Raw genomic sequence first — 21,536 nt, 5'->3', positions numbered from 1 at the left:
GCCTCGAGCAGCGGCTCGGCATTTTGCCATGTAGCCTTGTAGCCCTACGCATAAACTGCCTGGTTCCAGCTCTGCTAGATGTAGCTTGAGATAATTATGCAACCTTGCATAATTCGACCTTGCATAATCTTGGGCGTGCGTCACGCTCAAGGACATGTATATCGACTGAGGTAGCGTGTCCGCCCCGCTTGCTTGCCCCGCGCCGTGGTACGATTTTTGAGTTTGAAAGTCCCGTCGCGCTCCGGCTGCCCTTGCAGCTTGTCGCGCGGCCGCACGTAAAGGAGCCATCATGGCCGGTATGAACATGCAGCAAATGATGAAGCAGGCTCGCAAGATGCAGGAGCAGCTTGCCGCCGCGCAGGAAAACCTTAAGTCCCAGACCGTCGACGCCTCTGCCGGCGGCGGCATGGTCAAGGTGACCGTTAACGGCGAGATGGAGCTCGTCAACCTCACCATCGACCCCGATGCCCTCGATCCCGAGGACGTCGATATGCTGCAGGACATGATCATGGCTGCCGTCAACGAGGCCGTCCGCGGTGTCAACGAGCTCGCCAACAAGCAGATGGGCGCCATCACCGGCGGCCTCAACATCCCGGGCATGCCGTTCTAAGACACGCATATATATGAGTGCCAACCATAGTCTGCAAAAATTGCTCGATGAGCTGGGCCGTCTGCCGGGCATTGGTCCCAAGTCGGCCCAGCGCATCGCCTATTACCTGCTCGAGGCCGATGCCGAGGAGGCGCGCCGCCTGGCCGAGGCTATCCTGGAGGTTAAGCAGGAGGTTCACTTTTGCAGCCGCTGCTTTAACTACGCCACGGCCGACGAGTGCTCCATCTGCCAGGATTCGATGCGCGATACCACTCGCATTTGCGTGGTGGGCGAGCCGCGCGATGTCCAGGCGATTGAGCGCACGGGCAGCTACCACGGTCTCTACCACGTATTGGGCGGCGTGATCAGTCCCATGGACAAGATTGGTCCCGAGCAGTTGCACATTCGTGAGCTGCTGGCACGCTTGGGCCACGAGGACATCCACGAGGTCATCATCGCCACCAACCCCAATATCGAGGGCGAGACCACGGCGAGCTACCTGGCCCGCACTATCAAGCCGCTGGGCGTTGAGGTATCGCGTCTGGCGAGCGGCCTTCCCGTGGGCGGCGACCTGGAGTATGCCGACGAGCTTACGCTTGGGCGCGCCATCGAGGCCCGTCGCACGATTTAGGTGGCGAGCCTGCTCCTGCCGTATGTCTTCATCGCGACGCACGGGGTAGCCATAATTTCCCCGTGCGACTGTAAGTTTGTTGTGCAACAAAGATGCTTTGTATCCGCTTATCGCATGGATGCTTCCACTCGCATCCTTAATTTGCCCATTCGTTGCGCAACCTTTTGGGTTCGCTGATACACTCAAATATGGATTCGAATGAATGCGCCGCTCCCGAGCGGCGTGTTTTTGTTGGAGGAGAACGCATGCGGCCCGGTGGCACTCAGACAAAGCGCGGCGCCGCGGTGCGCATGCGACGCCGACTGGGCTTGGCGCCGCGGGCGTACGCACTGCTGTCTTGCTCGCTGGTGCTGGTCATAGCTGGCGTTTCTGCCTATGGCATGACCGTGCCGTCCATGATGCAGGCACATGCCGCACGCGAACCGCGCGTGGGGCATGAGGTCAAAAGTGACCTGGGGACCACGACTGGATATGCTTGGGCAAGTGTGGTCGCGCATATTGTGTTTGGCACCGGCGACGCGGACGGCGCCGAGGCCCCGGACAACGAAGTCACGCTTGCCAATGGCAAAACCATCGTGCTCACCAACACCAAGATCATCGATCGGTTGTCCAACAATAGCGTGGCGGCAACGGTGAATAAGGTCGAGCAGCAGAAGGAGCAGGACGCCCAGCAGTCCGGAAAGCCCGGTAGCTCGGATACTTCTGGCTCCGGCTCGGATTCGTCGAGTTCGGGCGGTGGCTCTGGGTCGGGTTCCTCTGCCGGAGGGTCTGGAAACGGCGGCTCGACGGGCGGCAACACTGACAACGATGCAAACTCCGGTGGCCTTTCCGCTGCTGAGGAAGAGAGCATTCACAGCTGGCTTGTGACCAAGTACAACATGCTCGACGGCTATGTTTCTCGTGCCAATGACGTGGTCTCGACCTATAACTCTACGGGAGATCCCAGGCCGTGCGACAGCCTGGTCGGGGAGATGTTTGTCATTCGAGCCGAGTTCGGTCGTCAGACATTCTCGCCCCGGTCAAAGTGGTATCAGCAGTATGCCAATCTGTGGGGCTGTTACACCAACCTATGTCAATGGGTCGGCCATTACGGCGATGATGACGTCGCGCTCGGTAACTTCAACAATAACGTGGCGGCGCTTGCCCTATGATGACCGATCTTGCATCCACCACACCACAATCGCTCGGTCGCGATCCCATGGTCGGCCTGCGCCTGGCGCGTGTCGACGGGTTTGAGCCGGCCATTGCGCTCGGTCAGGACGAACTGCCTGCCTATCTGCGTCGTTTTACGATACTGTTTGCCGACGATGCCACCATGCGCCGTGGCGGTATCGGCCGCGTGACGCGTGCCGTCAACGCCCAAGGCGAGGCCGTGGCACTCAAGCAGCTCATCTTGCCAACGTGCGATGAGTTTGACGATGCCGCCGCCCATGAGGCGCTGGTCGCCAAGTTCAAAGCGGCGTTTCGCGAGGAATACGAATGCCATCGCGCCCTTTCGGGCCTTAAGGGCTTTCCCCGCCTCTATGGCTGGGGCGAGGTCGACGGTGTGCCTGCAATTGTCATGGAATGGGTCGAGGGCGAGACGCTCGCCCGCTTGCGCTCGCGCTTTGCCGTGGACGATGCCGGCCGCCTATCGCCGCTTGTGGCGGCGCGTCTGGGTCGCGACCTGTTCGATCTGCTCTGCCGTATGAGCCTGGTGGGCGAGGGCTTTGTCCATCGCGATATCTCGCCCGCTAATATTATGGTGCGTACGGCGCGTCTACCGCTTGACCGGCAGCTTGCCGAGGGCACCTTTGACCTGTGCCTGATCGACTTTGGCTCGTCGCTGGCGCTTGAGCCTGCGTCGGCCGTGGCCGGTACCGGCGGCAAGGCGTCGTTTACGGAGCGCTATGCCACGCTGCGTCGCGCGACGGTTGCCTATGCCCCGCCCGAGATGCTCACCGACGATATTCCCGACCTGCGCGCTTTGCGTATGTCGCCGGCGATCGACGTCTATGCCGCAGCAAGCACGGTTTACGAGCTCATTGCCGGCGCCGCGCCATACGAAGCCGCGCCGAGCACTTCGGGCACCTCGGGTTCGCGCAAAAAGACGCGCGACATCGCCAGCCCCTACCGTCTCAAGATGGACACGCTGCCCGACTATCCCATTGGTGCCCATGCGCCCGGTTGCGATTTGACTCAGCTGCTTCGTCGTGAGCCCGATGTGGCGCTCGCTGCGGCCGAGCAGGCCCAGCAGCTGGGGCTTGAGCCGGATTCCGAGGAGCTACGCGATGCGCTGGCGTTTGTCGATGCCCAGCTGTTCGACGTGGTGATGGCCTGTCTGTCCAGCCATCAAAAAGATCGTCCCGAGCCGGCGGCGGTCGAGGCGGCGCTCTCGGCGTTTTGTGACCACTATGCGCAAAATGTCGGTCGTTCGCTCCGCGGCGAGCCGCTCACGCCGTGCCCCATGGATGCGTCTGGCCGCGCGGTTCGTCGCGCGCTGATGGTCGGCGCGACGGTCGTCTGTGGCGTGGTTTGGGCTGTGGTCGTGGTTTCGGCCGCGCTGCTGGCGTCGGGCGCTCGCGTGACGGCGACTTTGGGATCGCTCGTGTGGTCTGGGTCGCTACCGGGTATTATTGCCGCACTGGCGTTGGCGCTGCCAGGCATAGCCGGCGTTGCCGCGGGGGCACTTGCGCGCGATCGGCGCTCGGGCTTCCTGCAGGGTGTGCTTGCGCTTTCTGCCTGCGAGGTTCCGGTGCTGGTTGTGGCTGCATGTAGCGTATTTTCCCAACGCGCCGTGATGGGCGGCCTTGTTGCCGCTCTGGTTGCAACCTATACGCTTACGTGGTTTTTGCTTGCGATGGGCTTTGCCTTTGAACTTCCCGTTTCGGCACCGCGACGCATAAAAGCCCAGATGGCGACTCCGCTTGCCGGTGGAGCCGCAGCTGTCCGTACTTTTGGCGGACCTGTCGAAGTATCGTCCGATTCTATTTCTACGACCAAGGAGGCCTAGGTCATGGCATCTCAAGTTGAGCTCACCCCATGCGGGGCCATGTTTGACATCTTTAAGCGCGCGGCGCATCTGAGCCATATCGAGCTGTGCGGCTTGGTGCTTTCGTCCCGTCCGCTCGCCGACGGCCGCAGCCCGCAGAGCCGAGCCGCCGATCGCTCTTGGGTTTCCCGCTTTATCGTTCGCGCGCCGGTCGGCACGCTTCAGCAGCGCTACTTTGCCGAATACGGTACCTCGGCTGCGCGTATTATGTCGCAACTGGCCCTGCGCCAGCGCAACCCCATGGACTCCACGGCTGTGATCAATATGGTGTGCGGTCCTGCAGGTGAACCGATGGTACGCGCGCTCGAAGAGTGCCACCAGGACACGAATCTCTATCGCAACGCGCTCGATCGCCTGTCCCAGGCGGCGGAACTCATGCCCGCCGAGCGCGCCGAGGCCGTGCTGGTGCTGTTTGTCGCCGTCGGTTGTTCGGCGGATGTGCGGTCCTCGGTGGACTATGCCATCGACTACGCGCACGCGACCTGTGGCGGAGGCACCTCCACGCCGCGTTCGCTTGGCATGTCGATGACCGCGGGCGAGCGCGAACCCGCCCCGGCACACCCCTTGGGCTTGCTGCGCGTGCAAAACAGTTTTGTCGTGAGCGCCCCGCGTTGGATTCAGCCGAGTGAGCAGGGTGTTGAGATTGGCGCGCTGGCCACTGGTGAGGGCGATATTACCGACGTCGGCGACGATGTCTCGGCCCGCCATGCCCATATCTGGTGCGATGCTCAAAATATCTGGCACGTCGAGGACTTGTCGTCCACCAACGGAACCGTGGTGGTAAACGGGGCCACGCGCGTCTGCATTCAGGTCGAGCCCGGCCGTTCCGCCCAACTCAATCCCGGCGACGAGCTCAAGCTCGGCGAATCCACTACCTACGCCATCCTCTTCGGTGCCCTCTAGCCAGTCCCGCCAAATGGTCCCTCCGTCCCCAAGGGACCATTTTTGCCCTTGGCAGTCACCCAAGGTAAACCTTTACCGCCTGCCTATATTTGCCGAAATTACACTTGAAGGCGGGGTACAATAAACCCGCATGCGGATTTCCGTTGCGGGCGCTTCCCATCGCCGGGGCGTGCCCGGGAGCATCCGGCATGCGGCCTTTGCGGCGCTCGGTCATGTGCAAGACGGGCGGTCGGGTCTGTGGGGCGCGTCAGTTGCCCCTCGCCTCGGCATGTCTTCTCTCCACGCCACGTACCTGCTGCTGAGCCTGCCTGCCAGATGATTGGAAGCAACAGCGTAAATCCCATCACGCCAACATCCCGGCGATCGCCGGGGCCTGTATACCTATATGAGAGGAGAGGGGTATATGGCGCGTAAGTTTAAGTCTATGGACGGCAACGAGGCGGCCGCATATGTTTCGTATGCGTACACCGAGGTAGCGGGAATCTATCCCATTACGCCGTCCAGCCCGATGGCCGACCATGTCGACCAGTGGGCGGCCCAGGGTCGCAAGAACATCTTCGGCACCCCGGTCAAGGTCGTCGAGATGGAGTCCGAGGCAGGTGCAGCCGGTACCGTTCACGGTTCGCTGGGTGCCGGTGCTCTGACCACCACCTACACGGCTTCTCAGGGTCTGCTCCTGATGATCCCGAACATGTACAAGATCGCGGGCGAGCAGCTCCCGGGCGTCTTCCACGTCTCCGCGCGTTGCGTCGCTTCCCACGCCCTGAACATTTTTGGCGATCACTCCGACGTCATGGCCTGTCGTCAGACCGGCTTCGCCATGCTCGCCGAGGGTAACGTCCAGGAGGTCATGGACCTCTCGCCGGTGGCTCACCTTGCCGCCATCGAGGGCAAGACCCCGTTCCTTAACTTCTTCGACGGCTTCCGCACCAGCCACGAGATCCAGAAGGTCGCCATGTGGGACTACAAGGATCTTGCCGAGATGTGCGACATGGACGCCGTCCAGGCTTTCCGCGACCATGCGCTCAACCCTGAGCACCCGCACACCCGCGGCAGCCATGAGAACGGCGATATCTTCTTCCAGAACCGTGAGGCCTGCAACAAGGTCTACGACGAGCTTCCCGCCGTCGTCGAGGGCTACATGAAGAAGATCAACGAGAAGCTCGGCACCGATTACGGCCTGTTCAACTACTACGGCGCTCCCGATGCCGACCGCGTCGTCGTGTGCATGGGCTCTTTCTGCGACGTGCTCGAGGAAGTCATCGACTACCTCAACGCTCACGGCGAGAAGGTCGGCCTGGTCAAGGTTCGTCTGTTCCGTCCGTTCTCCATCAAGCACTTCGTCGACGTTCTCCCCGAGACCGTCCAGAAGATCGCCGTCATGGACCGTACCAAGGAGCCGGGTTCCATCGGCGAGCCGCTCTACCAGGACGTCGTCTCCGCTCTCTACGAGGCTGGCAAGACGGGCATCAAGGTTGTCGGCGGCCGTTATGGTCTGGGCAGCAAGGACACGCCTCCCGCGTCCGCGTTCGCTGTCTTCGAGGAGCTCAAGAAGGACGAGCCCAAGCGTGAGTTCACCATCGGCATTGTCGATGACGTGACCAACCTGAGCCTGCCCGAGGCCGAGGATGCGCCCAACACCGCAGCCCCCGGCACCATCGAGTGCAAGTTCTGGGGTCTGGGTGGCGACGGTACCGTCGGCGCCAACAAGAACTCGATCAAGATCATCGGCGACCACACCGACAAGTACGTCCAGGCCTACTTCCAGTACGACTCCAAGAAGACCGGCGGCGTCACCGTCTCGCACCTGCGCTTTGGTGATTCCCCGATCCGTTCGCCGTACTACGTGACCAAGGCCGACTTTGTCGCCTGCCATAACCCCAGCTACATCGTTAAGGGCTTCAAGATGGTCCGCGACGTCAAGCCGGGCGGCACCTTCCTGGTCAACTGCCAGTGGAGCGACGAGGAGTTCGCCGAGCACATGCCCGCCGTGGCCAAGCGCTACATCGCGAACAACAACGTCAACGTCTACCTGATCGACGCTATCGACCTGGCGGCCAAGGTCGGCATGGGCAAGCGCACCAACACGGTGCTCCAGTCCGCCTTCTTCGCGTTGGCCAAGGTCCTGCCCGCCGAGGATGCCCTGCAGTACATGAAGGACGCGGCTACCAAGTCCTACATGAAGAAGGGCCAGGCTATCGTCGACGCCAACCACAAGGCCATCGATGCCGGCGCTACCGCCTTCCGTAAGTTCGAGGTTCCGGCCGACTGGGCTACCGCCGAGGATGCCGCCCCCGTCGAGCTCTCCGAGGAGACCAAGTCCGCTATCGCCCAGCAGGTCAAGAACCTGCTCGAGCCCATCGATCGCATGGACGGCGACAGCCTGCCTGTTTCCGCCTTCGTCGATTGCGCCGACGGCCAGTTTGAGCTGGGCGCCTCCGCATACGAGAAGCGCGGCGTCGCCGTGGTCGTTCCCCACTGGGACGAGACCAAGTGCATCCAGTGCAACCAGTGCGCCTACGTGTGCCCGCATGCCACCATCCGTCCGTTCGCGATGACCGAGGACGAGGCTGCCGCCGCCCCCGAGGCTACCCGCACGCTCGACGCCATGGGCCCCAAGGCCAAGGGCATGAAGTTCACCATGGCTGTGTCCCCGCTCGACTGCATGGGTTGCACCAACTGCGTCAAGGTCTGCCCCAAGGGCGCCCTCGAGATGGTTCCCACCGAGCAGGAGATGGACCAGCAGCCCGTTTGGGACTACATGGTCGAGAACGTCTCCGAGAAGAAGGAGCTCATCGCGGCCAACGTCAAGGGCAGCCAGTTTAAGCAGCCCTACCTGGAGTTCTCGGGTTCCTGCGCCGGCTGTGCCGAGACCGCCTATGCACGTCTGGTGACCCAGGTCGCCGGCGACCGCATGTTCATTTCCAACGCCACCGGCTGCTCCTCCATTTGGGGTAACCCCGCTGCCACCGCTCCTTACTGCAAGGACAAGGACGGTCACGGCCCGGCGTGGAACAACTCCCTGTTCGAGGACAATGCCGAGCACGGTCTGGGCATGGCCGTTGGCTATGAGGCCGTTCAGCACAAGCTGATCGCCGCTACCCAGGACATCATCGCTGCCGATGGTCCATCCGATGAGCTCAAGGCCGCCGGTCAGGCTTGGATCGACTCCGTCAACGACGCCGAGGCCTCCAAGACCGCTGCCGCTGCCTACGTTGCCGAGCTCGAGAAGTGCGGCTGCGACGCTTCCAAGGCAATCCTCGCCGACAAGGCTTACCTCACCAAGAAGTCCTTCTGGATCTTCGGCGGCGACGGCTGGGCCTACGACATCGGCTTCGGTGGCCTGGACCACGTCCTGGCTTCCGGCCACAACGTCAACGTCTTCGTCTTCGACACCGAGGTCTACTCCAACACCGGCGGTCAGGCCTCCAAGGCCTCGAACCTGGGCCAGGTCGCTCAGTTCGCCGCTGCCGGTAAGGTGACCAAGAAGAAGTCTCTGGCCGAGATTGCCATGAGCTACGGCTACGTCTACGTGGCACAGGTTGCCATGGGCGCCAACCCGGCTCAGACCCTCAAGGCCATTCACGAGGCCGAGGCCTACGACGGCCCGTCCCTCATCATCGGCTACAGCCCCTGCGAGATGCACTCCATCAAGAAGGGCGGCATGCAGAACTGCCAGGCCGAGATGAAGAAGGCTGTCGAGTGCGGTTACTGGAACCTCTTCCGCTTCAACCCCGAGGCTGCTGCCGGCAAGAAGTTTTCGCTCGATTCCAAGGAGCCCGCGGGCGGTTACCAGGAGTTCCTGATGAACGAGGCCCGTTACGCTTCGCTGACGCGTTCCTTCCCCGAGCGCGCCGAGGAGCTCTTCAAGGAGAACGAGCAGGCCGCCATGGACCGCTACGCTCACCTGCTGAAGCTCAAGACGGTGTACAACGAGGCCTAGGTCTCCCACCGCAGGATCTGAGGGCTAACCTTCGCGGACGTCCTCGGACATGAAAGAACCCCCGCTGCGCAGTTCACACTACGTGCGGCGGGGGTTCTTTCGTCCTGCGGAGTGTCCGCGAAGGTTAGCCCTCAGATCCTGCTACGACTACGTCCTCGGATTGTGGGGCTGAATGAAGGACGTGGCTGTGGGGGTGCCTTGTCCCGGTCGCTGTTTCGCGGCGTGGCCGCGAAACCACGCGCCACTTTGGGCATGGAGGGCTAGCTGATTGTGGCCTTCTGCTGCCCCAGTGCTGTTTCGCGCTTTGCGCGAAACATCGCAGCACTTTGGGCATAGTGGGGGAGTTGGTTGTCGCTGCCTTCTATCCCCTTGCTGTTTCGCGCCTTTGGCGCGAAAGGCGCAGTACTTTGGGCGTGGGGGCTGGCTTGCGGACTCAGATGACCTAGAGAGATATGGGTGCAAACGAGAAATCGTTGTTGGGGTCGTCCTTTTCCATAAACTCATCGAGACAGAATGTCATATAGATTGGAACGTAAAGGATCTTGCCCTCTTTACAAAGGTTTTCGTGGCTCAGCACAACGGCCTCGGGAATTTTGTACTCGCCCACACTCATCAAACGGTCGAGGGCTGCATGTGCTCGAACTTTCTTGCCCGATTTGACTTCGATTGGGACAACATGCCCGCGGGCACCTTCGATTACAAAGTCGACTTCACCGACCTCATGCGTTTGGTGGTACCACGTATCTGCTCCGAGGGCAACGAGTTCCTGTGCGACCACGTTCTCATAGAGGCCGCCGAGGTTGGGGGTTTTCATGTCAAGGTAGACGGCGCGTGCCGTGCTGCCGGGATACCGCGATGCGAGCATACCTGTATCGGACTCGTATAGTTTAAAGGCCGTCGTTTTCTCCGTCCTCTTGAGAGGACTTCGTGCCTCCGTCACCTGGGGGACCATCAATCCAACGCCTGCGTTCACCAGCCATAGGAAATCCTGCTCGTATTTTTGAAGACGAGCTCCCTCGCCTAGAGACGAGACGATAAAGCGATGGGACTCCGCCTCAAGCTGAACGGGAATTTGCTCGAAAATGGAGCGAACGTTAAACGCTCGAGTCGATGCATATTTAGAGATATCGCTTTTGTACTGATCGACTAGCTGAATTTGAAGCTCACGCGTTCTCACGAGCGAATAGCCCGAATCGATATAGTTCTGAACGACCTCCGGCATGCCGCCGCAAACGATATAAGCTCTAAAGTTTTTGAGCATCGCCTCATGAATAAAATTTTCGACGGGACGCCTCTCGACAAGGCAGCTGCGGATGTCTGCAAGCACATTCTCGCTGATGCTGTTTGCCCAACAAAACTCTTCAAAATCCATTGGCCGCATAACAATGTGCTCGACATACCCCACCGGGAAAGAAGAGATCCCCTTAAACTCAGTCCCAAGCATAGACCCCGAGAAGACATAGCTAAAGCGTCCGTCCTCGACCAGCGCCTTCATAAGTGTAACGATCTGCGGATACTCCTGAATCTCATCGACAAAGATAAGCGTATCTCCCTCAACAAGCGGTGCATCCGCAAGAAGGGCCACACGGTTGATGAAGTCAATGGAGTTCTTAGCGCCAACAAGTACGTCTCTTGCCTCGGCATCAAGTAGCAGATTGACCTCATAATACGAAGCGTAGTTGCTCTTTCCAAACGCGCGAATCGCATAGCTCTTGCCAATCTGACGCGCACCGGTAACAAGCAGGGCCTTATGGGAGTTATTCTTCCAGCTCAAAAGCCTATCAGTGACCTTGCGGCGTAGCATTAAAACACCTCATTGACAAAAATTGGCAAATAGATTTGCTCTTAATCATACAAAAATTGACAAATAGATTTGACCCAAATCATACAAAAATTGGCAAATAGCAAAGCTCACTTAGGCCTCAAAGCCAGCGAGCCAGCACGGTACTTTGCGAAAAGGCTGGGGACGTCGTTATTTGCGTCTCCAGCCTCCTGATTGCTGTTTTTGATCCCGCGATGGGGCGTTGTTGGTGTTGCTAGTTCGGCTTACCTTGTCTCGCCGGTTTCGGTGCGTAGGCGGTAGCCGTGGACCAGGTCGCTGATGGCCGGCCAGGGAATCTGGCGATCGACCCAAAATTGCAGCTGAACCAGATAGCGCTCGGTGGCGCGGGTGAGGGCGGCAAACTGCTCGCGGGTCTCGACCTGGGTGTAGAGATCGCGGCTGCGGGCGAGGATGGCGGTCGTGTCGTCCATCTTGCCGGTGACGTCGAAGGCGCCCGAGAACCAGTCGCACAGGCGCGCGGCGCTGTTATTGAGGGTGGCCAAGTTGGCGGTGTCGCCGTTGGCGTTCTCGGTTGCTTGGGCGCGCAGGAGCGAAAGGGCGTCGGCGGCGTTCATGCAGTAACCGACGGTAAAGTTCCATACTGCGAACTCTCGGCCGGTGTCGAGCTTGCGACGGCGCATCAGGTCGATGTCGCGGGGCTCCTCGAGTATCATTTGGTCGGCGAGGGCTTCAAGTGCAGTGGTGTACTCAGCAAGGTCGAGCGTGAGCAGGGTGTTGATATCCATCATCTTTAGGCCTCCGTTTCGATCTCGACGATTTCGTTTTTAATGTACATGCCTTGGTTGTCCCAGACATTGCGGCAGACGGCGGCAAAGCGCTCGCGGTCGGCCTCGCAGATGCGGGCAAACATGTTGCAGGTGCCAAAAGGCTCGCAAACATCAAAGAAGATACAGACCGAAGACCAGCCGCCGTACCAGCTCACCGCACCCGCGGGTTCGTTAAAGACGGGATTCTCGATGTGCTCGTAGTTGGCGATGGGGCCCGATACGGGATAGGTCACCTCGGTATCGCAAATCTTTGCCGAGAAGATGCGCGACTCGACCGGACAGGACGCTTCGAACAGTCTGCATGCTTCGGGCGCTTTGTCCCAGAGCATGTCGGCGAGAAACGTCTCACCATTCAGCGTAATCTTGAGCATTTTTGTCATAGTAAGGACCTCCTCAATCCGTCGCTCAAGGGGCTCGCTGGCGGATAAAGGAGAAGACAGCTACGGGGTCGCCGAACCCAAACTTCACGACAGACGCCTGCCGCCCCAGCCCGTGCTGTACTCGGCTAAAGTATCACGCTTGAGGAGCGAAAGCAATATTCCTATTTCGTTTTTTGGACCCTTGGTCAGACCCGCATGGCCAAACCGCAGTTCGCTCTCGGTCGCTTGCCGAAGGGTGAGACGCGATTGATTATTCCTTATGCTGGATGAAAAGCCCCTTGTTTTTGCAGGGGTGCATACTCAACTTATAAGTGCATAGAATCTCGTATAGTGCGAGTAAGATATTGCGCTGTCCGTTTTGTGTTTAGCAAAGATATAGTTTGCATAATCTGGTCTAATCCCTGCTCTATTTAAATAAAGTTGCACGTAAATGGCGTAGATGTGCCTGAACTGGGCTTCTTTACGCTGAGCGGGTAAAATCGACCGTTCGCCGCTTAGGTATTTTCAAAATGAATAAAATGAGCGATAAAGAGAATATAAACCTTAATAAACTCGCGTATCGCACGGACGCGGGTTATTAATGGGTTGTAGGCCTTTTACAGAAAGGATTCCAGCAATGTCTAAGCCTCTTGGCAAGCCCGATCGTATTGTCGTCGCCCTTGGCGGCAACGCCCTCGGCAACAACCCCGTCGAGCAGATCGAGGCCGTGAGCAACACCGCCCACGCTCTCCTCGGTCTCATCGAGCAGGGCAACGAGATCATCATCACCCACGGCAACGGCCCGCAGGTCGGCATGATCCAGAACGCCTTCGCCGCTGCCCACGATGCCATCGGTACCCCCGAGATGCCGCTGCCCGAGTGCGGCGCCATGTCCCAGGGCTACATTGGTTATCACCTGCAGCAGGGCATCGGCCGCGAGATGCACAAGCGCTATAAGCGTTGGCACGCCGCCACCGTCGTCACCCAGATCGAGTGCGATCCGGATGATCCCGCGTTCAAGAACCCGACCAAGCCGATCGGCCCCTTCTACACCGAGGAGCAGGCCAAGGAGTTCATGGCCGAGGATCCCTCCAAGGTCTTCGTCGAGGACTCCGGCCGCGGCTGGCGTCGCGTCGTCGCCTCCCCCGATCCCAAGAAGATCGTCGAGGCTGACTCCATCCTCAACCTGCTCGACAACGAGTTCATCGTCATCGCCTGCGGTGGCGGCGGCATCCCCGTCGTCCGCGACTACGAGAACAAGGGCTGCTACAAGGGCGTTCCCGCCGTCATCGACAAGGACCTGGGCGGCGAGCTGCTGGCCGAGGACTGCGACGCCGACGTTCTGTTCCTGCTGACCGCCGTTGAGCATGTCGCCATCAACTTTGGCAAGCCCAACCAGGAGGAGCTCGAGGACCTCACCGCCGACGAGGCCGAGCGTCTGGCCGACGAGGGTCAGTTCGGCAAGGGTTCCATGGAGCCCAAGGTCCGTGCTGCCATCAAGTTCGCTCGTTCCCGCAAGGGCCGCACCTGCATCATTGGCGCTCTAGACAAGGCCGCCGAGACCATGGCCGGCCTCTCCGGTACCCGCATCCACGAGTAGTCTCTACTCTGTTGCCTCTCTCGTGGGCGCCAGGCAAAGCGCCCACAAACTAGCCTCTCTTCATGAGCCCCGCAGTCCGCTCCGGCTGCGGGGCTTTTGCTATTGAGGTAGCTGTTCATGGGTAGTGCTGCGGGCAGCGCCAAAATGACGAGAGTGGATAATCTCCCACTTTGAGCCTGCAAACAGGCCAAAAACGGGAGATTATCCACTCTCATTCTGCGGGTACTCATTGGGGACAGACTTAAATGAGTAGCCGTTGGGGACGTTCTTAAACGACTGGTCAAAAAATGACTACTCATTTAAGTCTGTCCCCAATGAGTACCCAATGACTAGTAGTAGGCCCACATGGCTTCGACTTCGTTAAGGACCTCTACGACGCCCCAGCGACGGGCGCTGCGGCTGGCCGAGTTGGGGTCGTAGACGCCAATCTGGTTGGCATCGTCGATGCCGTAGAGCACGATGTAGTGGCCTACGTTGGTAAACGTACCGGGGCGCACTGCGGCGATAACGGGCGCACCCGCGCGAAGTGCTTGGGTAATCGATTCACGATCGTTATAGAGCTGTGTTCCGTTGAGTCCCAGCTGCCACGCACCGCCTGTCATAAACGACCACTCGGTGGCACCAGTGGGGGCGTAGTTGCCGGCTTCGGCCAGTGTGCATATATCAACCGGCGTCTTATCGGTGTGGCCGGTCTTAAAGATATAGACCATGGTGAGGCAAGTGGGGCCGCAAGCGTTTTCGCGAATAGTGCCACCGGCATAGGGCAGCTCCGACCATGCGGGGTCAATTTGGTAGATGTGGGGCATGGTGCCGGCCTGCCATTGCGAGCGTGGGGTCGAGAACGCAAAGGAGTAACCGGGCGCGACGGGAGCTTTAAGCAGCTTGTCCTCGGCAGTGGGCTCAAGACCGGCTGATCCGTGCGAGATACAGGATCCCAAAAACACAAAGACGAGGCAGGCGGCAATGGAGCAAAGCGCAAGGCGTAGGCGGCGGGCTGGAAGTGCGTGGCTTGTGGTGTGCGACGCGGGGCGAGGGGCGGAATTGCCGCGATTGCGTTGAGGTCGCGAAAAGGAGCGCTTAACGTAGTAGTCGGTCGTACGGCAATCGTAGCGGCGTGGCTGCGATGTGTCGATCTGGCGTTGGCGTGCGCTCGTGCTCACGCGGTCTGACTGCTGCACGGTACGGCTTTGTTGCCGAGAAGAAGCCCCGGGCTGCTCTTGGGGGCGCTGCTGGTTGTCGTTGTCGGAGGTGCTTCTGGGCGTTGGTGTGGTACGGCCGGCAAGGCGCACGCTTTGTGGCCGTTGGTCGCCGTCATTGTATCCGTATGCCATTCGAATCACCTTGCCTCGTGTGTAACTTGTCTATCCTACATAAAAAGATGCACGACACATGGGTATGTGCGCCAAAAGCCTGACAAATGGTATGAACGTTGCCGCGCCGCGCGCCAAGCGTCACGGCAACAGGTATTCAAAAGCAGACAAGATGAAAGCGTCCAGGACGAATGACGTCTCCCGCCGTTCGTCCCAAAAACGGTGCCGCTCGTTTTGTAGTTCTGCCTTCGGTCGAGCTGCGAGCGGCGCTGCTGCGCCAAGGCCGTATCTTAAAGCCATGGAATAAAAGCGCGCGGCAAAACGGACCGCGCAAGGGGTGACGCCAAAGAGGCGTCAATAAGGAAAGGAGGGGAACAATGGCGGACAAGAACGCAGAAGTTGCAGTCGAAGGTAACGGTGGCATGAAGAAAACGCTTTCGCTCTGGAACTTCTTCACCATCGGTTTCGGTGCCATCATCGGAACTGGCTGGGTTCTGCAGGTCGGCGACTGGATGGTCGTGGGCGGCGGTCCCGTTCCCGCTATGATCGCATTCCTCTTGGGTGCAATCTTTCTCGTGCCCGTCGGAGCTGTTTTCGGTGAGCTCACGGCTGCTATCCCCATCTCGGGCGGCATTGTCGAGTATGTCGATCGTAGCTTTGGCCGTACGCTGAGCTATATCACCGGTTGGCTCCTGGCCCTGGGCAACGGCATCCTGTGCCCGTGGGAGGCAATCGCTATCTCGACCCTCGTGTCCGAGATGTTCGGCAGCCTGCCCGGTCTTGAGTGGCTGCGTGCCGTCAAGCTCTATACCATCCTGGGCGCCGACGTTTACCTGTTCCCGACGCTGATCGCGCTCGGCTTTGCAGTCTACGTCATCTTCCTCAACTTCCGCGGTGCCAGCTCAGCCGCCAAGCTGCAGGCCTTCCTGACCAAGGCCCTGCTCTGCGGCATGCTGCTCGCCATGGGCGTCTCGCTGTTCACCGGCTCGCCGGACAACGCCATGCCCGTGTTCTCCCAGGTCACCGGTGCTGGCGGCGGCAAGCCTGCTACCGAGGGCACCAGCCTGTTCGCAGGCATCGTTTCGGTCCTGGTTCTGACCCCGTTCTTCTATGCCGGCTTCGACACCATTCCTCAGCAGGCTGAGGAAGCAGCCGAGGGCCTCAACTGGAACAAGTTCGGCAAGATCATCTCCCTGGCCCTGCTGGCCGCAGGCGGCTTCTACATGGTCTGCATCTACTCGTTCGGCACCATCCTCGACTGGCATGAGTTCGTTAAGAGCCCGGTTCCCGCGCTTGCCTGCCTCAAGGGCATCAACATGCTCCTGTACCTGGCCATGCTCGTCATTGCCACGCTTGGACCCATGGGCCCGATGAACTCCTTCTACGGCGCCACGAGCCGCATCATGCTCGCCATGGGCCGCAAGGGCCAGCTGCCCGAGAAGTTCGCCGAGGTCGATCCCAAGTCCGGCGCTCCCAAGCTCGCCTGCGTCGTTCTGGGCGTCATCACCGTCGTCGGTCCGTTCCTGGGCAAGAACATGCTCATCCCTCTGACCAACGTGTCGGCTCTCGCCTTCATCTTCTCCTGCGGCATGGTCGCTCTCGCTTGCCTGCGCATGCGCTTCACCGAGCCCGACCTGCCTCGTCCCTACGAGGTGCCCGGCGGCAAGTTTGGCATCAGCCTCGCTATCGTTGCCTGCGGCACCATCATTGGCCTGCTCGTGATCCCGTTCTCTCCCGCCTCCCTCAACATGGTGGAGTGGAGCATCGTGATCGGCTGGCTGGCTATTGGCCTGGCCCTCATGGCCTTCACCAATTCCCGCAAAAAATAACGCCTAGCCGGGGCGGATCGGGTGCGCGGAACCCTCTCTTCCGCGCACCGAACCCGGCACCACTTGGGTAGTTTTGTGAGGCCTTAACCCAACGCGGCCTCGCCCACTATATGGATCCATAAGGAGGAACCATGTCCACTAAGTACGCAATCGTTGGCGGCAAGCTCATCGACGGTACCGGTGCCGAGCCGGTCGAGAACTCCCTCGTTCTCGTCGACGACAACGGCAAGATCGAGTATGCCGGTGCTATGCAGGACCTTCCCGAGGGCGTTGAGGTTATCGACGCCGCCGGCAAGACCGTCCTTCCCGGCCTGATCGACACCCACCTGCACTTCTCGGGCAATCTGACCGACGATGACACCGACTGGGTCATGCAGCCGCTCCTCGAGAAGCAGGCCGTCGCCGTCAAGCAGGCCTACGACTGCCTCACCCACGGCCTCACCACCGTCTGCGAGATCGGCCGCTTTGGTATCCAGATCCGCGACTGCATCGACAAGGGCGTCTTCAAGGGCCCGCGCGTTCTGGCCACCGGCCTCGGCTTCTGCCGCGTTGCCGGCCACGGCGACTCCCACCACTGCAGCCAGCAGCTCAACAAGGAATCGCACCCCTGGGGCGACCAGGTCGACGGTCCTTGGGATCTGCGCAAGGCCGTCCGTCGTCGCCTGCGCGAGAACCCCGATGCCATCAAGATCTGGGCTACCGGTGGCGGCATCTGGCGCTGGGACTCCGGTCGCGACCAGCACTACTGCTCCGAGGAGATCCAGGCCGTGGTCGAAGAGGCAAAGATGGTCGGCATCCCCGTGTGGAGCCACTGCTACAACAACCACGCCGCTGCCTACGATTCCGTTCGCTTTGGCTGCGAGCAGCTGATTCACGGCTTCGATATCGATGAGCGCACCATGGACCTCATGGCCGAGCAGGGCACCTTCTTCACCCCGACGATCGCCTTCCTGCCCACCTGGTACGCCACCTATCCGCCCGTCTACGTCCCCGAGCTGCACGACAAGTACGAGGGCACCCTGGTCGAGAAGGAGCTGCAGCGCAACTACGACTGCCTGCGCGAGGCCAAGAAGCGCGGCGTCGTCATGACGATCGGCTCCGACTCCTTCTCTTTCGTCACCCCGTACGGCACCTGCTCTATCGAGGAGATGTACGAGTTCGTCGACAAGATCGGCTTCACCCCGGTCGAGACCATCACCTGTGCCACCCTCAACGGTGCCAAGATGTGCCACATCGAGGACGAGACCGGTTCCATCGAGGCCGGCAAGTGCGCCGACCTGCTGGTCGTCAACGGTGACGTCGCCGCCGACATCCACGTGCTCAACACCGACAACATGGACGTCATCATGAAGGACGGCTGGATCGTCGAGGCTGGCACCTTTGGCGAGGCCAACAAATACAGCGCCTAAGATACCGTTTGTCGATGGCTGGATGTAAAACACAGTTTTTGATTGCATAATGCAATGGAGAGGGTCGCTTGCGGCCCTCTTTATTGCTATGGGGTGCGTCAGTAAGAAGGAGATGACGGTGGATCTCAATAGGCTGATTCTGGGCAAGAGCTACAACTCTACCAAGGTCTTTCGTACCGCTCAGCATGTGGTTCAAGCCATCTTGCTCGGTATTGTCGTTCCGCTGCTTATCCTGCTGCTCATCTGGGATCTAACCGATAATCCCAATCCCGTTCCGGCCGTTGTCGTCATTGCCGGCTTGGTCATGCTGTGCTTCTTCTTCTCGTACGTTTTTGTCGTTCCCGACGACCTCACATCGAGCGCTACCGACCGCACGCTCGCCATCGCGTCGAAAATATTCGCCTACACGTCGCGCGGCCTTACGCCCGAAGCTGCCCTGGGCGCCTCTAAGATCATCCTGTCCGAAACCATCGCCTCTGCCATCTGCTTTACCGACGGCAAGCAGGTGTTGGCAAGCTGGGGCGAGGACTCGGCAAAATGCCCCGCGGGCACCCCGGTGGTGCTGCGGACCACGCTCAATGTGATCAACAGCGGTGAGCAAAGCGTTTTCTCGCGCGATGCCTCGACCGAGACAGGTGGCTACTTTCCGCGCCTGCGCGCCGGTATTGTCGCACCGCTTACCGTGCGCGGGCATTGCGTGGGCACGCTCGAGCTGTATTATCCCCGTCTGAGCAGCATCGATATGCGCCAGACGGCGCTTGCCTCGGGCTTTGCCGACCTCATTTCCACGCAGCTTGCGAGCTTTGAGCTCGAGCGCCAGGACGAGCTTACAGCTCGCGTGGAGCTGCGCGCCTTGCAATCGCAGGTCGATCCTCATTTTCTGTTTAACACCATCAGCACCATCGTGTCGCTCGTGCGTACCGAGCCGGACAAGGCCAGGTCGCTGCTCATCGACTTTTCCAATTACTACCGTCAGACGCTTTCTGATTCCGATACCCTCACAACGCTCGAGCACGAGGTGGAACAGGGCACTCGCTACATCAACCTTATGCAGGCCCGGTATGGCGACGGCCGTCTGCGCGTCTCGGTCGATATCGACTTTGAGGTGCGCGACAGCATGGTGCCGCCGTTTATCTTGCAGCCGCTGCTCGAAAACTGCATCAAGCATGCGCAGCGCGAGACCGAGCCGCTTTCTATTCGTGTTAGGGCTTTTGAGACCGATGACGGTCTGGAGATCATCGTCGAAGATGACGGCATCGGTATGAGCGAAGAAGTCTGCGCGCACCTGTTTGAGCAGCATCGCCGAGAGGAGCCCGAGAGCATTACCGCCGACGGCTCCATCAAGCGAGGCTGCGGCCTGGCGCTCTTCAACGTGCTTCAGCGCATCCATTTCTTTTACGGGGAAGATTCTGGCATGCGCGTGAAGTCCCAGGAGGGCGTGGGAACGCAGGTCATCGTCGAGCTGAACGGCGAGCCGCATGAGCCGGCGCCGATGAAGGTGTAGCGCGCGGTTGGATTGAGAGAAAAAAGAGGGGAAGCGCATATGTCCGAGGGATGGAACATCTTGGTGGTTGATGACGAGCCTCCTATTAGGGCTGAGCTACGTTATCTGCTGGAAAAGGATGCACGTGTGGGACAGATTGCCGAGGCGGGCAATGTCACCGAGGCCGTGGAGTCGATTCTGTCGAACAAGCCCGACGTGCTGTTTTTGGATATCACGATGCCCGGCCGCTCGGGAATTGAGCTTGCCGAGACGCTGCAGAACCTAAAGACGCCGCCGGTCGTGGTGTTTGTGACGGCATTTGCCGAGTATGCGGCTGATGCCTATAACCTCGATGCCGTCGATTATGTCGTCAAGCCGGTTGAGGACGCACGCCTGTCAAAGGCACTCGACAAGATCGAGGCGGCCTTGGGCGTCCGTCGTGTTATCCACGCTCCGCGCCAGCCTTTGCGTCTGACGGTGGACCGCGGGGGCAAAAAGGTGTTCATTCCCGCCGCAGACGTTTGCTACTTTGAGGCGCGCGCCGATTTTTGCAACGCCATCTGCGCCGAGGGAACGTACCTGATCAATGAGTCGATCTCTTCGCTCGAGCGTCGCTTGGACTCCGAGGGCTTTATTCGCGTTCATCGCAGCTACCTGGTCAATTTGGAAGACGTGCACAATGTTGAGATTGGCTCCACGGGGTTGATGGAGCTCAGGCTCGACCGCGTGAACTCGACGGTACCGGTGTCCCGTCGTCGTGCCGCCGAGGTCAAGTCGCACCTGGGGCTTGCGTAAGAGGCTTGCGTGCTGTCGTTTACCATCGCAGGTTTGGCATGGGCGCGCGGTGGGCATAATGGGTGGCATCGAATGAAATCGAAAGGATCATTATGCCCGCGCTTATCACCCATCATCTGTTTGGCGAGGAAAGCATCGACCGTCTTCCGCAGTGCGTCATCACGTCCGATGAAGAGCGCATTGCCTTTATCTTGGGCAACCAAGGCCCCGACCCGTTTTTCTTTCACATTCTGACACCGCGTGTTTCCGACTGCACGCTGCTGGCGCAGGTCATGCATCGGTCGCGCATGTCTCGCCAGTTCGCGTGCCTGCGCGACGGCGTGTCGCATCTGCTGCCGCGCGATGCCAGCTTGGGTCGTGCCTTTGCGCTGGGCCTGCTGTCTCATTACGTGCTCGACCGCAACGCTCACCCCTTTGTCTATGAGCAGCAGTTTGGCATCGTGGAGTCCGATTCAGAGCTTGAGGATTCGAGCAGTCAGGTCCATGCCGTGATCGAGAGCGACCTGGATGTACTGATGCTGCAGCTTAAACGCGATGGCGCTACGGTCGACGATTACCCGCCGGCGGGCGAGATCGTCACCACCGATCGCATCAATCGCGTGGCCGGCGTGCTGATGAGCTATGTTGCCGGACGCGTGTACGGCATTGACATTCCGGCGGGGGAGTACGGTGCTGCCGTTGCCAATATGCAGCGACTTTACCGCGCGATTGAGCCGGCCGGCTCCGCAAAGACGCGCGCGATCTCGCTGGTTGAGGGCTTGGTGCACGACTACTCGCTGCTCGACGGCCTTGCGCACCGCGTGACGACCGAGCTGACCGAGCGTACCGGCAACCTGGGCCACTTGGCATGGAAGAACCCCTTTACCGATGAAGTCTCGACCGAGAGCTTCCCCGAGGTCTTTGACCGCGCGCTGCTCGATTACGAGTGCACGGTTGCCCGCTTTATCGAGACCGGCGATATGGAAGCCGTGACCAACCATGTCAATTACAGCGGTCGCGTGCTCAATGCCGATGAGGAGTTCGACCGCGAGGAATAGGGCTCAT

At 60.0% G+C, this 21,536-nt stretch carries 16 protein-coding genes; 12 read left to right on the top strand and 4 right to left on the bottom strand.

The window, feature by feature from the left end; translation table 11 throughout:
* Positions 1-289: 289 nt before the first annotated feature.
* The 6 genes from DW925_RS02665 to nifJ all read left to right on the top strand — a co-directional run bounded on the left by DW925_RS02665 (position 290) and on the right by nifJ (position 9,097).
* The gene (locus tag DW925_RS02665) at positions 290-610 is read left to right on the top strand and encodes a YbaB/EbfC family nucleoid-associated protein (RefSeq protein WP_006235174.1); all 321 of its coding nucleotides are present in this window, start codon (positions 290-292) and stop codon (positions 608-610) included.
* Between the two features lie 13 nt (positions 611-623).
* On the top strand, positions 624-1,220 hold the full coding sequence (gene recR / locus DW925_RS02660; protein ID WP_089573257.1) for a recombination mediator RecR: 597 nt from the start codon (positions 624-626) through the stop codon (positions 1,218-1,220).
* Between the two features lie 245 nt (positions 1,221-1,465).
* Entirely contained in the window at positions 1,466-2,371 is a 906-nt protein-coding gene (locus DW925_RS02655; RefSeq protein ID WP_117564927.1) for a hypothetical protein, read from the top strand.
* Positions 2,368-4,212, top strand: a complete 1,845-nt coding sequence (locus tag DW925_RS02650) for a hypothetical protein (RefSeq protein WP_117790299.1) — start codon at positions 2,368-2,370, stop codon at positions 4,210-4,212. The genes DW925_RS02655 and DW925_RS02650 overlap by 4 nt, the downstream gene beginning before the upstream one ends.
* 3 nt (positions 4,213-4,215) lie before the next feature.
* On the top strand, positions 4,216-5,154 hold the full coding sequence (locus DW925_RS02645) for an FHA domain-containing protein (protein WP_117790298.1): 939 nt from the start codon (positions 4,216-4,218) through the stop codon (positions 5,152-5,154).
* A gap of 403 nt (positions 5,155-5,557) precedes the next feature.
* Positions 5,558-9,097: a pyruvate:ferredoxin (flavodoxin) oxidoreductase gene (gene nifJ, locus DW925_RS02640; protein ID WP_117646394.1), complete on the top strand. Its 3,540-nt coding sequence runs from the start codon at positions 5,558-5,560 to the stop codon at positions 9,095-9,097.
* Positions 9,098-9,539: 442 nt separating this feature from the next.
* On the opposite strand, the gene DW925_RS02635 is transcribed toward nifJ, so the two are convergent.
* The 3 genes from DW925_RS02635 to DW925_RS02625 form a co-directional block, all read right to left on the bottom strand.
* Positions 9,540-10,871, bottom strand: coding sequence for an ATP-binding protein (locus tag DW925_RS02635; RefSeq protein ID WP_233540213.1), 1,332 nt, complete (start codon positions 10,869-10,871; stop codon positions 9,540-9,542).
* A 272-nt stretch (positions 10,872-11,143) separates the two neighbouring features.
* Positions 11,144-11,668, bottom strand: coding sequence for a hypothetical protein (locus tag DW925_RS02630; RefSeq protein WP_117790296.1), 525 nt, complete (start codon positions 11,666-11,668; stop codon positions 11,144-11,146).
* 2 nt (positions 11,669-11,670) lie between these two features.
* On the bottom strand, positions 11,671-12,087 hold the full coding sequence (locus DW925_RS02625; RefSeq protein ID WP_117790295.1) for a DUF3830 family protein: 417 nt from the start codon (positions 12,085-12,087) through the stop codon (positions 11,671-11,673).
* A gap of 616 nt (positions 12,088-12,703) precedes the next feature.
* Between DW925_RS02625 and arcC the strand changes: the two genes are divergently transcribed.
* The gene (gene arcC, locus DW925_RS02620) at positions 12,704-13,666 is read left to right on the top strand and encodes a carbamate kinase (protein ID WP_006235166.1); all 963 of its coding nucleotides are present in this window, start codon (positions 12,704-12,706) and stop codon (positions 13,664-13,666) included.
* 329 nt (positions 13,667-13,995) lie between these two features.
* On the opposite strand, the gene DW925_RS10235 is transcribed toward arcC, so the two are convergent.
* Positions 13,996-14,997 (bottom strand): C39 family peptidase, encoded by a 1,002-nt coding sequence (locus tag DW925_RS10235; RefSeq protein WP_233540212.1) that lies wholly within the window; start codon positions 14,995-14,997, stop codon positions 13,996-13,998.
* 356 nt (positions 14,998-15,353) lie between these two features.
* Between DW925_RS10235 and DW925_RS02610 the strand changes: the two genes are divergently transcribed.
* The 5 genes from DW925_RS02610 to DW925_RS02590 all read left to right on the top strand — a co-directional run bounded on the left by DW925_RS02610 (position 15,354) and on the right by DW925_RS02590 (position 21,529).
* Positions 15,354-16,805: an APC family permease gene (locus tag DW925_RS02610; protein ID WP_117790294.1), complete on the top strand. Its 1,452-nt coding sequence runs from the start codon at positions 15,354-15,356 to the stop codon at positions 16,803-16,805.
* A gap of 131 nt (positions 16,806-16,936) precedes the next feature.
* Positions 16,937-18,214, top strand: a complete 1,278-nt coding sequence (locus DW925_RS02605) for an amidohydrolase family protein (RefSeq protein WP_117790293.1) — start codon at positions 16,937-16,939, stop codon at positions 18,212-18,214.
* A gap of 112 nt (positions 18,215-18,326) precedes the next feature.
* A complete protein-coding gene (locus DW925_RS02600; RefSeq protein WP_233502905.1) occupies positions 18,327-19,718 on the top strand; it encodes a sensor histidine kinase in 1,392 nt (463 codons plus the stop codon).
* Positions 19,719-19,757: 39 nt separating this feature from the next.
* On the top strand, positions 19,758-20,492 hold the full coding sequence (locus tag DW925_RS02595) for a LytTR family DNA-binding domain-containing protein (RefSeq protein WP_117790292.1): 735 nt from the start codon (positions 19,758-19,760) through the stop codon (positions 20,490-20,492).
* Between the two features lie 92 nt (positions 20,493-20,584).
* Entirely contained in the window at positions 20,585-21,529 is a 945-nt protein-coding gene (locus tag DW925_RS02590) for a zinc dependent phospholipase C family protein (protein WP_117758476.1), read from the top strand.
* Positions 21,530-21,536: the final 7 nt, after the last annotated feature.

Source organism: Collinsella sp. AM43-1, assembly GCF_003467925.1.
Taxonomy (GTDB): Bacteria; Actinomycetota; Coriobacteriia; order Coriobacteriales; family Coriobacteriaceae; genus Collinsella.
This window is presented reverse-complemented; position numbering and strand designations above follow the sequence as displayed.

Excerpts from the sequence above, each read along its gene's own strand:
- DW925_RS02610 (WP_117790294.1), top strand. The coding sequence starts at position 15,354 with ATGGCGGACAAGAACGCAGAAGTTGCAGTCGAAGGTAACGGTGGCATG.
- DW925_RS02590 (WP_117758476.1), top strand. The coding sequence starts at position 20,585 with ATGCCCGCGCTTATCACCCATCATCTGTTTGGCGAGGAAAGCATCGAC.
- DW925_RS02665 (WP_006235174.1), top strand. The coding sequence starts at position 290 with ATGGCCGGTATGAACATGCAGCAAATGATGAAGCAGGCTCGCAAGATG.
- DW925_RS02625 (WP_117790295.1), bottom strand. The coding sequence starts at position 12,087 with ATGACAAAAATGCTCAAGATTACGCTGAATGGTGAGACGTTTCTCGCC.
- arcC (WP_006235166.1), top strand. The coding sequence starts at position 12,704 with ATGTCTAAGCCTCTTGGCAAGCCCGATCGTATTGTCGTCGCCCTTGGC.
- recR (WP_089573257.1), top strand. The coding sequence starts at position 624 with ATGAGTGCCAACCATAGTCTGCAAAAATTGCTCGATGAGCTGGGCCGT.
- DW925_RS02630 (WP_117790296.1), bottom strand. The coding sequence starts at position 11,668 with ATGATGGATATCAACACCCTGCTCACGCTCGACCTTGCTGAGTACACC.
- DW925_RS02595 (WP_117790292.1), top strand. The coding sequence starts at position 19,758 with ATGTCCGAGGGATGGAACATCTTGGTGGTTGATGACGAGCCTCCTATT.
- DW925_RS02650 (WP_117790299.1), top strand. The coding sequence starts at position 2,368 with ATGATGACCGATCTTGCATCCACCACACCACAATCGCTCGGTCGCGAT.
- DW925_RS02600 (WP_233502905.1), top strand. The coding sequence starts at position 18,327 with ATGACGGTGGATCTCAATAGGCTGATTCTGGGCAAGAGCTACAACTCT.
- nifJ (WP_117646394.1), top strand. The coding sequence starts at position 5,558 with ATGGCGCGTAAGTTTAAGTCTATGGACGGCAACGAGGCGGCCGCATAT.
- DW925_RS10235 (WP_233540212.1), bottom strand. The coding sequence starts at position 14,997 with ATGGCATACGGATACAATGACGGCGACCAACGGCCACAAAGCGTGCGC.
- DW925_RS02645 (WP_117790298.1), top strand. The coding sequence starts at position 4,216 with ATGGCATCTCAAGTTGAGCTCACCCCATGCGGGGCCATGTTTGACATC.
- DW925_RS02605 (WP_117790293.1), top strand. The coding sequence starts at position 16,937 with ATGTCCACTAAGTACGCAATCGTTGGCGGCAAGCTCATCGACGGTACC.
- DW925_RS02655 (WP_117564927.1), top strand. The coding sequence starts at position 1,466 with ATGCGGCCCGGTGGCACTCAGACAAAGCGCGGCGCCGCGGTGCGCATG.